The sequence below is a fragment of the Streptomyces sp. NPDC093261 genome (assembly GCF_044753645.1).
In the GTDB taxonomy this organism is placed as follows: Bacteria; Actinomycetota; Actinomycetes; order Streptomycetales; family Streptomycetaceae; genus Streptomyces.
In genome coordinates this window covers 140,637-155,440 of the sequence record NZ_JBIVNO010000019.1, presented here as the reverse complement: position 1 = coordinate 155,440, position 14,804 = coordinate 140,637, and the positions used below count along the sequence as shown (strand labels likewise).

4 protein-coding genes and 1 pseudogene are annotated in these 14,804 nt (G+C 71.7%); 3 read left to right on the top strand and 2 right to left on the bottom strand.

The annotated features are described in order from the left end of the window. Both ACIP94_RS30880 and ACIP94_RS30875 read right to left on the bottom strand, forming a co-directional pair. Positions 1–1,673: type I polyketide synthase (locus ACIP94_RS30880; RefSeq protein WP_402432919.1), on the bottom strand; the 1,673-nt coding region annotated here is incomplete at its 3' end. Positions 1,674–1,762: 89 nt separating this feature from the next. Next, a pseudogene (locus ACIP94_RS30875) lies at positions 1,763–10,828 on the bottom strand (type I polyketide synthase); the annotation flags it as partial. A 256-nt stretch (positions 10,829–11,084) separates the two neighbouring features. Here ACIP94_RS30875 and ACIP94_RS30870 point away from each other — a divergent pair. From ACIP94_RS30870 to ACIP94_RS30860, 3 genes are all read left to right on the top strand, one after another. Further along, the gene (locus ACIP94_RS30870) at positions 11,085–12,464 is read left to right on the top strand and encodes a glycosyltransferase (protein ID WP_402432890.1); all 1,380 of its coding nucleotides are present in this window, start codon (positions 11,085–11,087) and stop codon (positions 12,462–12,464) included. Between the two features lie 67 nt (positions 12,465–12,531). Further along, on the top strand, positions 12,532–13,590 hold the full coding sequence (locus ACIP94_RS30865; RefSeq protein WP_402432887.1) for a DegT/DnrJ/EryC1/StrS family aminotransferase: 1,059 nt from the start codon (positions 12,532–12,534) through the stop codon (positions 13,588–13,590). A gap of 32 nt (positions 13,591–13,622) precedes the next feature. Next, the gene (locus ACIP94_RS30860; protein ID WP_402432884.1) at positions 13,623–14,801 is read left to right on the top strand and encodes a cytochrome P450; all 1,179 of its coding nucleotides are present in this window, start codon (positions 13,623–13,625) and stop codon (positions 14,799–14,801) included. The last annotated feature ends 3 nt before the right edge of the window (positions 14,802–14,804 follow it).

Sequence of the window (14,804 nt, the reverse complement as noted above, 5' to 3'; positions counted from 1 at the left end):
CGGCCATACAACCCACGCCCCATCCCCAACCACTGCGCACCCTGACCCGTGAACACAACCCCCAACCGACCATCACCAGCCACCGCCTCCACCGCGGTCCAGGCCGTCAACTTCGCCGCCAGGCCGGCGGCGTCGCGGCCGACGAACGCGGCCCGGTGCGCGAGGTGCGCCCGGCCGGTGGCCAGGGTGAGGCCGACGTCCGCCGGATGCGCACCCGTGTCCAGCCGAAGTGCCAGTTGCTTCACCTGCGCGCGCAACGCCGCCGGCGTGTGCCCGGACAGCACCCACGGCACGACCGCGTCGACCGGCGCTTCGGCGCGCGGCTCGGCATCCGGAGCCTGCTCCAGAATCGTGTGCGCGTTCGTCCCCGAGATCCCGAACGACGACACCGCCGCCCGCCGCGGCCGCTCCACCACCGGCCATGGGCTCGCCTCCGCCGCAAGTGTCACCGCACCCGCCGACCAGTCCACATGGGACGACGGCGTTTCGGCGTGGAGCGACTTCGGCACGAGCCCGTGCTGCATCGCCATGACCATCTTGATCACGCCGGCGACACCGGCGGCGGCCTGTGTGTGCCCGATGTTCGACTTCACCGAACCCAGCAGCAACGGCGTCTCACGGTCCTGTCCGTAGGTCGCCAGCAACGCCTGCGCCTCGATCGGATCACCCAGCGTCGTGCCCGTCCCGTGACCCTCGACGACGTCCACTTCGGACGCTTGCAGCCCGGCGCTGTCCAGCGCCAGCTTGATGACCCGCTGCTGCGAAGGGCCGTTCGGCGCGGTCAGGCCGTTCGAGGCGCCGTCCTGGTTCACCGCCGAACCCCGCACCACCGCGAGCACCGGGTGGCCGAGCCGCCGCGCGTCCGACAGGCGCTCCAGCACGAGTATGCCCACGCCCTCGGCCCAGCCGGTGCCGTCGGCCGAGTCGGAGAAGGCCTTGCAGCGGCCGTCCGCGGAAAGGGCGCGCTGGCGCGAGAACTCCACGAAGGTGCTCGGAGTGGACATCACCGTCACACCGCCGGCCAGCGCCAGCGTGCAGTCGCCGTTGCGCAGCGCCTGCGCGGCCAGGTGCAGCGTCACCAGCGACGACGAACACGCTGTGTCGACCGTGACCGCCGGCCCCTCCAGGCCCAGTGTGTAGGCCACGCGGCCCGAGGCGACGCTGGGCAGGCTGCCGTTGGTGCGGTAGCCCTCGAAGGCGTCGTCGGCGAGCAGTTCCCGGTAGTCGCTGTACATCACCCCCGCGTAGACGCCGGCGCGGCTGCCGCGCAGCGACGCCGGGTCGATACCCGCCCGCTCCAACGCCTCCCATGACGTCTCCAGCAGCAGACGCTGTTGCGCGTCCGTCGCCATGGCCTCCCGCGGGCTCATCCCGAAGAGCTCGGCGTCGAAGTTCCCCGCATCGTGGAGGAATCCGCCGGCCCGCGCGTAGGACGTGCCCGGCTGCTCGGGGTCGGCGTCGTAGAGGGTGTCGAGGTCCCAGCCGCGGTTCGCCGGGAACTCGGTGACCGCGTCGGTGCCGTCCACGACCAGCTGCCACAGTTCCTCCGGTGAGCGCACACCGCCCGGGTACCGGCACGCCATGCCGACGATGGCGATCGGCTCGCGTCCCGTCAGCTCGAGTTCCTCTATGCGCTGGCGGGCGGTGCGCAGGTCGACCGTGACACGCCTCAGATACTCGACAACCTTGTCCTGCTGGCCGTGGTCATCCATCGCAGGTCCTCTTCTCCATCAACGAACGGGGGGGGCGGCGGGCGGCGGGGTCAGTTCTGGGAGACGCCCAGCTCGCCATCGATGATCGTGAACAGCTCGTCGACCGAAGCCGAGTTGATCTTGTCGGCGTCGATCTCGCCTACGTGTCCGGCCGCGTCTGTCTCCGCCTGCCGCAGCCGTCGGCCGAGCTGCTCGAGCCGGTCGGCGAGCGCCGCGTGGCCGACCATGGAGCCGGCGGTCGCGACGGCCGCCTCCAGTCGGTCCAGCTGCTCCAGTGGTGTGCCGGTCCCGGCCGCCTCGGGCTCGGCGGACGGCGTGAGTTCGTCTCGCAGGTACTCCGCGAGCGCCGACGGAGTCGGGTAGTCGAACAGGAGCGTGGACGGCAGTCGGCGGCCGGTGACCGTGTTGAGCCGGTTCCGCAGTTCGACGCCGGTGAGCGAGTCGAAGCCGAGCTGCCGGAACTCGCGGAACGGCTCGATCGCCGCCGGTGAGCCGTGGCCGAGGACGGCAGCGGCCTCGGTCCGTAGGACGCCGAGCACCAGCCGCACGCGTTCGTCGGGAGCCGCGCCGGCGAGCCGCGATGCCAGTGTGGCGGTGTCCGCCGCTGCGGCGGAGGCGGCGGTGCGGCGGCCGGTGCCGGCGAGACCGCGCAACACGGCCGGTACGTCACTCCTCGCGCGCAGCTTGGGCAGGTCCAGCCGCATCGGCACCAGCACCGGGGCATCGACGGCCAGCGCGGCGTCGAACAACGCCATGCCCTGCTCCGTCGACAGCGGGGCCATGCCGTCGCGGGCCATGCGCGCGAGGTCCGCCTCGGACAGCGTCGCGGTCATGCCGGTGCCCGGTGTCCACGCGCCCCAGGCCAGTGAGAGGGCCGGCAGGCCCAAGGAGCGGCGGTGCGCCGCCAGTGCGTCGAGGAAGGCGTTCGCGGCGGCGTAGTTGGCCTGCCCGGCCCCGCCGACGACTCCCATGACCGAGGAGAACGTCACGAAGTCCGTGAGGCGCCTGTCCTTGGTCGCCTCGTGCAGGTTCCAGGCCGCGTCGGCCTTCGCCCGCAACACGGTCGCCAGCCTCTGCGGCGTGAGCGAGCCGACCACGCCGTCGTCGAGCACACCCGCGGTGTGCACGACCGTCGTCAGATCGGGGATGCTCGCGACCAGCTCGCGGGTGGCGTCAGCGTCCGCGATGTCGCAGGCGACCATCCGCACCTCGACCCCGCGTCGCGCCAGTTCCTCGCGCAGTTGCGCCGCACCGTCCGCCGCCGGGCCGCGGCGTGAGGCGAGCACCATGCGGGCCACGCCCTGCCCGGCCAGATGCAGGGCGAGCTTGCTGCCGAGGCCGCCTGTGCCGCCGGTGACGAGGACCGTGCCGTCGGTGGCGGGTCCCGCCGGCATCGTGAGGGCGATCTTGCCGATGTGCTTGGCCTGGCTCATGTACCGGAACGCGTCGCGCGCGCGCCGCACGTCCCACGATCGCACCGGCAGCGGTGCCAGCGTCCCGGTCTCGAACAGCTCACCCAGTTCGGCGAGCATGCCGGCGACGCGGTCCGGTTCCACCGCCATCAGGTCGAACGGCAGGTAACGCACGCCGGGCAGATCGGCGGGGTCACGCACGTCCGTCTTGCCCATCTCTGCGAAACGGCCGCCGTCGGCGAGCAGGCCCAGGGACGCGTCGACGAACTCCCCGGCCAGCGAGTTGAGCACGACGTCGATCCGCTGCTCGCCCAGCACCCTGGCGAACGCCTCGGCGAAGTCGAGCGTCCGGGAGGTGGCGATGTGGTCGTCCGCGACGCCAAGGGCGCGCAGCGTGTCCCACTTGCCCTCGCTCGCCGTGGCGAACACCTCGGCGCCCAGGTGCCGCGCCAGCTGGATCGCGGCCATGCCCACGCCGCCGGCACCGGCGTGGACGAGTACGCGCTCGCCGCTGCGCAGCCCCGCCAGGTCGACAAGACCGTGGTACGCGGTCAGGAACACCAGCGGGACGGCTGCGGCCACCTCGTCCGGCCAGGCCGCCGGTACGGGCACGATCAACCGCTCGTCAACGACTGCCAGCGGACCGAAGCCACCCGTGATCATGCCCATGACGCGGTCGCCGACTCGCACGCCCGTCGCCTCGGGACCGACCGCCACGACCTCCCCCATGGCCTCGGCGCCGGGCGCGCCCGGGTCGCCGGGGTACATGCCCAGGACGTTGAGTACGTCCCGGAAGTTCACGCCCGCCGCGCGCACCCGCACGCGTACGTGCCGGCCGGTCAGTTCGCGCTCGGCCTCGGGGTACGGGACGAGGGCGATGCTGTCGATGCTTCCCCGTTGTGGGACGTCCAGCCGCCACCCGCGGCCGCCGGGCGGCAACAGGCCCGCGTCCGCACCGAGGCGCGCCAGCCGGGCGGCGTGCACGACGCCGTCCCGCACCCAGCCCTGGGGTTCGCCGGACGCCAGCAACGCGCCGTACGCCGTCGAGGGGTCCTGGCCTGCGGGCAGGTCGAGCAGCAGGAAGCGGCCGGGGTTCTCGGTCTGCGCGGTCCGCACCAGGCCCCACACGGCAGCCGAGGCCGGGTCTTCGCCCGTCACCGCTCCGTGTGTCACGAAAAGCAGCGGTTCCGCGCTGTTGCCGGACAGCCACTCCTGCACGGCCTCAAGCGCCTTGATCGCCGCCGCGTGCGTCGCCGCTGCGATGTCGCCGGTGGCCGGCGCGAACTCCATCACCGCGGCGGGCTCGATCGCCCCGGCTTCCGGCAGCGGCGTCCAGTCCAGTGCGAACAGCGAGTCGTAGGCATGCGCGGCGACGGGTGTGGCGGCTGCCCGCAACGTCAGCGACTCGACGGCCGCGACCGGATCACCGAGCACGTCGGCGGCCGTGATCGACACGCCCGGGCCCTTCGTGGTCAGACGGACCCGCAGGACGGCCGCGCCGGCGGCCGCCAGGGACACGCCCTCCCACGCGAACGGCAGGGCCCCGGGCGCCACACCCATCTCGCCGAGGAACGCCACCTGCACGGCGGCGTCGAGCAGCGCTGGGTGCAGACCGTAGGCACCGGCCTGGCCTGCCACCACGTCGGGCAGCGCGACCTCCGCGAACACCTCGGCATCCCGCCGCCACACGGCACGCACGCCCCGGAAGGCCGGGCCGTAGGCGAGATTCATCGCGGCCAGCCGCTCGTAGCAGTCGTCCAGCGGCAGGGCCTGCGCGCCGGCCGGCGGCCACGTGTCTCGCGCGAACGTCGTGTCCACCGCGGGAGCGTCCGCCGTGAGGTGTCCGCTGGCGTGCAGCGTCCAGGTGCCGTCGGCCCACGACGACACCTTCACCGGGCGGCGGCCGCCCTCGTCCGCGCCGACCGCGACCTGCACGGGAACCGAGCCGCGTGCGGGCAGCGCGAGCGGCACGGCCAGCGTCAGCTCGTCCAGCCGTCGGCAACCGGCCTCGTCGCCGGCGCGCAGCACCAGCTCGGCGAATCCCGTGCCCGGGAACAGGGTCCGGCCGCCGACCACGTGGTCCGCCATCCAGGGGTGCGCGGTGGCGGACAGCCGGCCGGTGAGCAGCACGCCATCGCCGTCCGCCAACCGGACGACCGCGCCGAGCAACGGGTGGCCGGCCAGGTCGAGACCGGCGCCGATGACGTCATCCGTCCTGCCGTTGTCCGGCCAGAACCGCTGATGGCGGAACGCGTAGGTGGGCAGGGCCACGGTGTGCGCTCCGGTGTCCGCGAGGAAGGCCCCCCAGTCCACCTTCGTGCCGCGCACGTGCAGCTCCGTCAGCGCGGTGACGGCCCGGTCCTCCTCGGGTCGGTCACGGCGCAGCACCGGGATCGCGCGCAGGTCGACGTCGCCGGCTGCATCGGGAACCAGTGAGCTGAGCGTGCCGTCCGGTCCGAGTTCGAGCACGGTGCGGACACCGGCGTCGGCCATCGCCCGAACAGCGTCCGTGAACAGCACCGGTTGCCGCACATGCTGCACCCAGTAGATTCCGCTGTCGGGCGTGTCGATCCGGCCGGTGAGTGCCGACACGAACGGGATACGCGGTTCCTGGAACGTGCAGTCCTCCAGTGCCTCGCCGAACTCGGCCAGCATCGGGTCCATCAGCGGCGAGTGGTAGGCGTGGGAGACCGGCAGCGGCTTCGTGCGACGGCCCAGCCGCGTGAAGGTGTCGCGGATCTTGGCCACCACTTCGCCGACACCGGCCACCACGACCGACATCGGCCCGTTCACGGCCGCGATGGACACTCCTTCCACCAGCATCGAGCAGACCTCGGCCGTGGTCGCCTCGACAGCGAGCATCGCTCCGCCCTCGGGCAGGGCCTGCATCAGGCCGGCCCGCGTGAGCACGAGCGTCGCCGCGTCGGCCAGCGACAGCACACCGGCGACATGCGCGGCGGCGATCTCACCGACCGAGTGGCCACCGACCATGTCCGGCTCGACGCCCCACGACTCCACGAGCCGGTACAGAGCGACCTCCAGCGCGAAGAGCGCGGGTTGCGTCCAACGGGTCCGGTCGAGTTCCGCCGCGTCCCGGCCCCACATGACGTCCCGGACCTCGGTGCCCAGGGCCGCGACGACCTCGTCGTACGCCGTGGCGAACGCGGGGAACCGCTCGTACAGGCCGCGGCCCATGCCGAGGCGCTGCGAGCCCTGGCCGGTGAACAGCACGCCCAGCTTGCCCTGGACGACCGAGCCCTGGACCGCGTCGGTCAGGTCGGCCAGCGTGGCCCGCAGGGTGTCGCCGTCCCGGCCGGTCACGGCGAGACGATGGGCGAAGTGCGTGCGGGTGCCGGCCAGGGACAGCGCCACGTCGGCCGCACCGCCGGACGCGGTCGCGACCCGCGTCGCCTGCGCGCGCAGCGCCTGCGGTGTGGGTGCCGACACCACCCACGGAACCAGGACACCGTTCGTCTCGGGCGCGGGCTCCGGCTGGGCGACCTGCTCCAGGATGACGTGCGCGTTGGTGCCGGAGATACCGAACGACGAGACCGCCGCGCGTCTCGGACGGCCCGTATCGGGCCATGGTGCGGCCTCGGTGAGCAGCTCCACCGCACCCGCTGACCAGTCCACGTGCGACGACGGCTGTTCGACGTGCAGGGTCTGCGGCAGCCTCCCGTGTTGCATGGCCTGCACCATCTTGATGACACCCGCGATACCGGCGGCGGCCTGCGTATGGCCGATGTTGGACTTCAGCGAGCCGAGCAGCAGCGGCGTCTCCCGGTCCCGGCCGTATGTCGCCAGCAAGGCCTGGGCTTCTATCGGGTCGCCGAGCTTCGTGCCGGTGCCGTGCGCCTCGACCGCATCCACCTCGGACGGGCGCAGGCCCGCGTTCGCCAGCGCGGCACGGATCACCCGCTGCTGTGACGGCCCGTTCGGTGCGGTCAGGCCGTTGGAGGCTCCGTCCTGGTTGACGGCCGAGCCGCGCACGACGGCGAGTATCCGGTGTCCGTTCGCGCGGGCGGCGGACAGCCGCTCCAGGACCAGCACGCCGACGCCCTCGGACCAGCAGGTGCCGTCGGCTGCGTCGGAGAACGACTTGCACCGACCGTCGACGGCCAGGCCGCCCTGCCGCGTGAACTCCACGAAGTTGTCGGGCGCGGACATGATGGTCACGCCGCCCGCCAGCGCGAGCCCGCACTCCCCGGCGCGCAGTGCCTGTGCGGCCAGATGCAGCGCCACCAGCGACGACGAGCACGCGGTGTCGACGGTCAGCGCCGGGCCCTCGAGGCCGAGCACGTACGCCGTCCGACCCGACATGACACTCGGCGTCGTACCGGTCATCACGAAGCCGCGGGAGTCGTCGCGCCGGCCGAGCAACGACGCGTAGCTGCCGCCGAAGGTGCCGACGAACACGCCGGTCCGGGTGCCGCGCAGCGAGGTCGGGTCCAGACCGGCGTGCTCCAGCGCCTCCCACGTGGTCTCCAGCAGCTGGCGCTGCTGGGGATCCATCGCCCTGGCCTCTCGCGGCGAGATACCGAAGAACTCGGCGTCGAAGCCTGCCACGTCGGGGAGAAAGCCGCCGGAGCGAGTGGCGATGGCGGGCGTGCCGTCGGAGCCGGGGGCGAACAGCGCGTCCAGGTCCCAGCCGCGGTCGGTCGGGAAGTCACCGACGACGCAACGTCCCTCGGCGGCGACCCGCCACAGGTCGTCGGGGCCGGCGACGCCGCCCGGGAACCGGCACGCCATGCCGACGATCGCGATCGGCTCGTCGGCGGCGGCCCAGGTGGCGGCGGCTTCCTCGGTCTCGCCGGTGACGGAGGCGAGCAGGAAGTCGGTGAGCCGGTCGGGTGTCGGGTGGTCGTACACGGCGGACGTGGGCAGCGCGATGCCCAGTGCGGCGACGAGCCGCTCACGGAGGTCGACGGCGGTGATCGAGTCGAAACCGAGGGCGCGGAACTCCCGGGACGTGTCGATCGCGGCCGGGTCCGTATGCCCCAGCACGCCGGCGGCCTGCGCCCGGACGGCGTCGAGGAGCGCCGCGCGATCGAGCGCCGGGACGTCGGCGACGGGCTCCGGTCGGCGCACGGGCCCGGCCGTGGCACCGGGACCGGCCAGCCAGTACCGGCGGCGGTCGAACGCGTAGGTGGGCAGGCCGATCCGGCGGCCGCCCTCGTACAGACCGGACCAGTCCACCGTCACACCCCGCACGAACACCTCGGCGAACGACGTGTACACGCGGTTCAGACCGTCCTCGCCACGGCGGAGCGTGCCTGTCACGACGGCCCGCACACCGGCCGCTTCGACCGCCTCGGCGATACCGACACGGAGCACGGGATGCGGGCTGCATTCGATGAAGGCGCGGTGCCCGTCGTCGAGCAGCGTGGCGATCGCGGGCCCGAAGTTCACCGTGTGGCGCAGGTTGCGGTACCAGTAGCCGCCGTCCATCGTCGCGGTGTCCAGCCATTCGCTGCTCACCGTCGAATAGAACGGCACCTGCCCGGCCCGGGGCCGGATCGGCGCGAGCAGGTCGAGCAGTTCCTGCTGGATCGCCTCGACCTGCGTCGTGTGCGAGGCGTAGTCGATGGCGATACGCCGCACCCGTACACCGTCGGCGGTCAGCGTGTCGAACAGCGTCTCCAGCGCGGCGGGCAGACCGGCGACGACAACCGACGCCGGCCCGTTCACAGCCGCGATCTGCACGGACCCGTCGGCGGGCAGCAACGGCTCGACGCGCTCCACCGGCAACGGCACCGACATCATGAGACCGTCACCCGCGATCCGTCGGGCGATGGCCCGGGCGCGCAGCGCGACCACCCGGGCACCGTCCTCCAGAGACAGCGCCCCGGCGACGACGGCGGCAGCGATCTCACCCTGTGAGTGGCCGACGACCGCGTCCGGATGCACCCCCCGCGAACGCCACAACGCCGCCAGGGACACCATCACCGCGAAGGACACCGGCTGCACCACGTCCACGCGATCCAGGTCCGGCGCACCCTCGGCCTGACGCAGCACATCCACCAGCGACCAGTCGGTGAACTTGGACAGCGCCGCCGCACACTCGCCGATCCGCTCCGCGAACACCGATGACTCGTCCAGCAGCCGCGCGCCCATGCCGGCCCACTGCGCCCCCTGACCGGGGAACACGAATACGGTCCCGCCCTCGACGTCCGCCACGCCGGCCACAACGGCGGGCGTCACCTCACCCCGGGCGAACTGCTCCAGCCCGTCACGACCGACGACCACCGCCCGGTGCTCGAACAGCGAACGCGAGGTCAGCAGCGAATGTCCGAGATCTCGCGGATCGGCCTCCAGTCCGACCAGGCCAGCGGCCTGACCACGTAACGCCGCCGCGGAGCGCGCCGACAGCACCAGCGGCAACGCGGCCGGATGCGGCGTGGTCTCCCGTTCCGCCGGGTCGGGTGCGGGCGGGGCCTCCTCCAGCAGGACATGGGCGTTGGAGCCGCTGAACCCGAAGGACGACACGCCGCACCGGCGCGGGACGTCACCGCCCGGCCAGTCCCGTTTCCGGGTCAGCAGTCCGACGGCACCGGACGACCAGTCCACGTGCGGTGTCGGTGGTTCGGCGCGCAGGGTGGCGGGCAGGACGCCGCGCCGCAGGGCCTCCACCATCTTCACCACGCCGAGCACGCCGGCCGCGGCCTGGGTGTGCCCCAGGTTGGATTTCAGCGACCCCGTGTACAACGGCCGGTCGCGGTCCTGTCCGTACGTGGCGATGAGCGCTCGGGCCTCGACCGGGTCGCCGAGCGGGGTGCCGGTGCCGTGTGCCTCCACGGCGTCCACCTCGGAGGGAAGCAGGCCCGCGTCGGCGAGGGCCGCGACGATGACCTCGCGCTGCGCCTCTTCGCTCGGCGCGGTGAGTCCTGCCGAGGCGCCGTCGGAGTTGATCGCCGAGCCCCGCACCACGGCCAGCACCTGATGTCCCTCGGCGCGGGCCGTCGACAGGCGCTCCACGAACAGCACGCCGACGCCCTCGCTCCACGCGGTGCCGTTGGCGTCCGCGCCGAAGGGCTTCGGCCGAGCGTCGGGCGACAGTGCGCGCTGCCGGCTGAACGCGACGAAGGCTGCCGGAGTCGGCATGACCGTGACGCCGCCGACGACGGCCTGCGCGCACTCCCCGCTGCGTATCGACCGCACCGCGAGGTGCAGAGCGACCAGCGAGCTGGACGACGCCGTGTCCACGGTGAGCACGGGTCCGCGAAGACCCAGTTCGTAGGCGACGCGGCCGGAGGCGACACTGCCCGCGGTGCCCGTGAGCAGGTGGCCCTCGGCACCGTGCGCATTGGTCAGCCCCGGGCCGTACTCATGCGCCTCGGCACCGACGAACACGCCGGTGGCGGTGTCGCGCAGCGTCGCGGGATCCACGCCCGCGCGCTCCAGCGCCTCCCACACGACCTCCAGCAGCAACCTCTGCTGCGGGTGCATCGCCTCGGCCTCACGTGGTGAGATCCCGAAGAACGAGGCGTCGAACTCGGTGGCGCCGGCGAGGAACCCGCCCTCGCGCACGTAACTCCGGCCCGGTGCCGCCGGGTCGGGGTCGTACAGCGCGTCGAGGTCCCAGCCCCGGTCCGTCGGGAACGGCCCGAAGACGTCCTCGCCGTCGCACAGCAGGCGCCACAGCTCCTCCGGCGAGTCGATGCCCCCGGGAAGGCGGCACGCGGTACCGACGATCACCACCGGGTCGGTCATTTCCGGGTTCTCGTTGCCGGCTTCGCTCATGACGTGGGACCACCTCAGACCGGTAGGTACGACAGGGACTCAGCGGTGGAGCGTATGCACGGCCCAACCCGTATTTCCCTACAGGTGCGGCACGGGCGCGGGGACCTGCGCGGCTCCCTGCCGGTCTAGGGAATTCCGGCCGTCGACGGTGGGATAAACGGGACCTCGGGGGCGCATGCCGGTCCCGTCCGTGGATAAGCCCGCCCGAAAGGTGTCCCGCATGTCATCCAGCTCGCGGCCGATCCTGTTCGTCAGCCTCCCGGAGAGCGGTCTGTTCAACCCGGTCCAGACGATCGCAGGCGAGTTCGCACGGCGCGGCGTCCCGGACCTGTGGTTCGCCACCGACGAGGAACGCCGGGGCGACATCGAGGCGCTGGCCGACGTGTCGACGGTACGCTTCGCCTCACTCGGCGACGTGGTGCCTGAGCTGTCGGCCCTGACGTGGGACGAGGACGTCTACGCCAAGGTGACAGGCCCGAAGCGGTTCGCCGCGCATGCCGCCGTGATCCGCCACACCTACGACCCCGCGCTGCACGTCGACAAGTACAGGCGGCTCCTGGAGATCGTCGAGAAACTCGAGCCCGCGCTGATGGTCATCGAGAGCCTCACCGCGTACGCCATCGACATCGCGATCACCCGCAGGATCCCGTACGTGCTCGTCTCGCCCTTCCTGCCGAGCAACTACGTGACCTCGTACACCCCCTTCACCAAGGCGTACACCAGCCCCGACTTCCCCGTGCCGCACTCGGGCCTGTCCGTGCACATGACGCCGCGGCAGCGGATCGAGAACCGGCTCTTCCGTGTGCGCACCCTGGGAATCTTCCTGCGCCCGTCCATGGCGCGGGTCCTCAAGCGGGACAGACGGACCCGGCAGCAGCTGGGCATCGCCCCGGAGGCGCGGCGCTTCCTGGCCAGGATCGAACGCGCCGAACTGGTCGTGAACGGGTCACTGGCCGAGTTGGACTACCCCTTCCGGGCGCCGGACAACATGAGGATGGTGGGCGCGCTGATCCCGCCGCTGCCTCAGGCACTCGAGGACGAGGACGTCAGCGGGTGGCTCGCCGCGCACAACTCCGTGATCTTCGTCGGCCTGGGCACCACCACCCGCCTGACCTCCGAACAGGTGCGTGACATGCTCACGGTGGCACGGCGGCTGGGCAACGACCACCACATCCTGTGGAAGCTGCCCGTCGAGCAGCAGCGTCTGCTGCCCGAGGGGCCGCTGCCCGAGAACGTGCGCATCGAGAGCTGGGTGCCCTCCCAGCTCGACGTGCTCGCCCACCCGAACGTGAAGGCGTTCCTGACCCACGGCGGTGGCAACGGCTTCCACGAGGGCCTCTACTTCGGCAAGCCCATGGTCATCCGCCCCCTGTGGGTGGACTGCTACGACCAGGCGGTGCGCGGCGCGGACTTCGGCGTCAGCCTGACCGTCGATCCGCACCGCGGCACCGGTGACGACATCTTCCGTGCGCTCCGACGGGTACTGGACGAGCCGTCGTTCAGCGAGCGCGCCCAGCACTTCGGCAAGCTGCTGCGCGCCGCCGGCGGCGCGGCTGCCGCCACCGATCTGGTGCTGGACCTGCCCGCCCTGGCTTCCTGACCGCTGCGAAGCGCTACCCCCGAGCGATCCCCTTCGGCGCCGGCACCACTCAACGAACGAGGACCCCATGGGATTCAAGTACCCGGTCTCCAGGCCCAGCATGAAAGGGCGCGAACTGGAGTACGTCACCGATGCGGTCACCAGCGGATGGATCTCCGCGCAGGGACCCTACATTCCGCGATTCGAGCAGACGTTCGCCGGATACAACGGGGTCGGGCACGCCGTCGCCTGTTCGTCGGGCACCACGGCACTGACCCTGGCACTGCGGGCGCTGGGCATCGGGCCGGGCGACGAGGTGCTGGTTCCGGAGTTCACCATGGTCGCGACGGCCTGGGCGGTGTCGTACACGGGCGCCACGCCCCTGTTCGTGGACTGCGGCGACGACCTGAACATCGACGTCACACTGATCGAGGACAAGATCACTCCCCGGACCAGGGCCATCATGCCGGTACACGTCTACGGCAGGCGGTGCGACATGGACGCGATCATGAAGATCGCCTTCGAGTACAACCTCCGGGTGGTCGAGGACTCCGCCGAGGCGCACGGCATCCGCCCGGTCGGGGACATCGCGTGCTTCTCGCTGTTCGCAAACAAGATCATTTCCTCGGGCGAGGGCGGCGTATGCGTCACCGACGACCCCCGTCTGGCCGCCCAGATGGAGCACTTGCGGGGCATGGCGTTCAGCAGGGAGCACAACTTCCTGCACAAGAAGCTCGCCTACAACTTCCGGATGACCAATCTGCAGGCCGCCGTCGCCCTGGCACAGACCGAGCGGATCGACGAGATCCTCGCGGCACGGGCGCGCATCGAAGCGCACTACGACCGCGAGCTCGCCGGCGTCGACGGCATCACAGTGATGCCGTCACGGCAGGTGCTGTGGATGTACGACGTGCTGGCCCGGGACCGCGACGAGCTCATGGAGTTCCTCACGGAGAACGGCATCGAGACCCGCTACTTCTTCCAGCCGATGAGCAGGCAGCCGATGTACCGCGACCCGGTGTGGCCTTCGCTCAGAGCCACCCGGTTCGCGCAGGAGGGCCTCTACCTGCCGACCTACACCGATCTGAGCCCCGAGGACCAGGACTTCATCGTCGGCCGGGTCCGCAAGTTCTACGGTGCCGGCTGACCGGCGCCCCGATCCCGATGGGACGTGCACCCATGACGCTTACCGAACCCGAGGCGACGGAGTTCCCGGTACGGTTACCCGGCGAGCCCTTCCCGCCGCCTCAGTACGCCGACTTCCGCGAGCAGCCCGGTCTGATCCGCTCGACACTGCCCACGGGCAGCCCGGTGTGGCTGGTGTCGCGGTACGAGGACGTGCGCACCGTGCTGACCGACCGCCGGATCAGCTCCGATCCCGCGCGCGAGGGGTTTCCCAACGTCGCCGGGACCGGCGGAGTGCCGACGCAGGACCAGATTCCCGGTTGGTTCGTCGGCATCGACCCTCCGGAGCACGACAGGTTCCGCAAGGCGCTGATCCCCGAATTCAGCGTGCGGCGCATCCGGCAGTGGCGGCCCCTCATCCAGGAGACCGTGGACCGCTGCGTCGACCACCTGCTCTCCCTCGGCGACTCCGCCGATCTGGTCTCCGAGTTCGCGCTGCCAGTGCCCTCACTGGTGATCTCGACGATGCTGGGCGTGCCGTTCGTGGACCGGGAGTTCTTCGAGTCGCGCACCAAAACGCTGGTGAACCTGAAGACCACCACCGAGGACGAGCGGGGCGTGGCCGTCCAGGAGCTGCTGCGCTACATCGGCAGGCTCATCAAGGTCAAGCAGAGGCGGGCGGGCGACGACCTGATCTCCCGGCTGCTGGAGTCCGCGGTGCTGTCCCCGGAAGAGCTGACCGGGGTCATCATGCTGCTGCTGATCGCCGGGCACGAGACCACCGCGAACAACATCGCACTCGGCGTGGTGACCCTGTTGTCGAACCCGCAGTGGATCGGCGACGACCGCGCGGTGGACGAGCTGCTGCGCTACCACTCGGTCGCGGACCTGGTCGCGCTGCGCGTGGCGGTCGAGGACGTGGAGATCGGCGGGCAGGTCGTCAGGGCCGGGGAGGGCATCATCCCGCTCATCGCCGGCGCCAACCACGACCTGAACAGCTTCGACCGGCCCGACGAGTTCGATCCGGGCCGGGCCGCGCGCCACCACGTCGCGTTCGGCTACGGGGTGCACCAGTGCCTCGGACAGAACCTGGTGCGTGCCGAGATGGAGATCGTCTACCAGACGCTGTTCCGCCGGGTGCCGACGCTCGCGGTCGACGCCGACGTCACCGCCCTGCCGTTCAAGTACGACGGCACCCTGTTCGGTCTGCACGCGTTGCCCGTCCGTTGGTGAACC

Coding starts and splice junctions, on each gene's coding strand:
- ACIP94_RS30865 (WP_402432887.1), top strand. CDS start 12,532: ATGGGATTCAAGTACCCGGTCTCCAGGCCCAGCATGAAAGGGCGCGAA.
- ACIP94_RS30870 (WP_402432890.1), top strand. CDS start 11,085: ATGTCATCCAGCTCGCGGCCGATCCTGTTCGTCAGCCTCCCGGAGAGC.
- ACIP94_RS30860 (WP_402432884.1), top strand. CDS start 13,623: ATGACGCTTACCGAACCCGAGGCGACGGAGTTCCCGGTACGGTTACCC.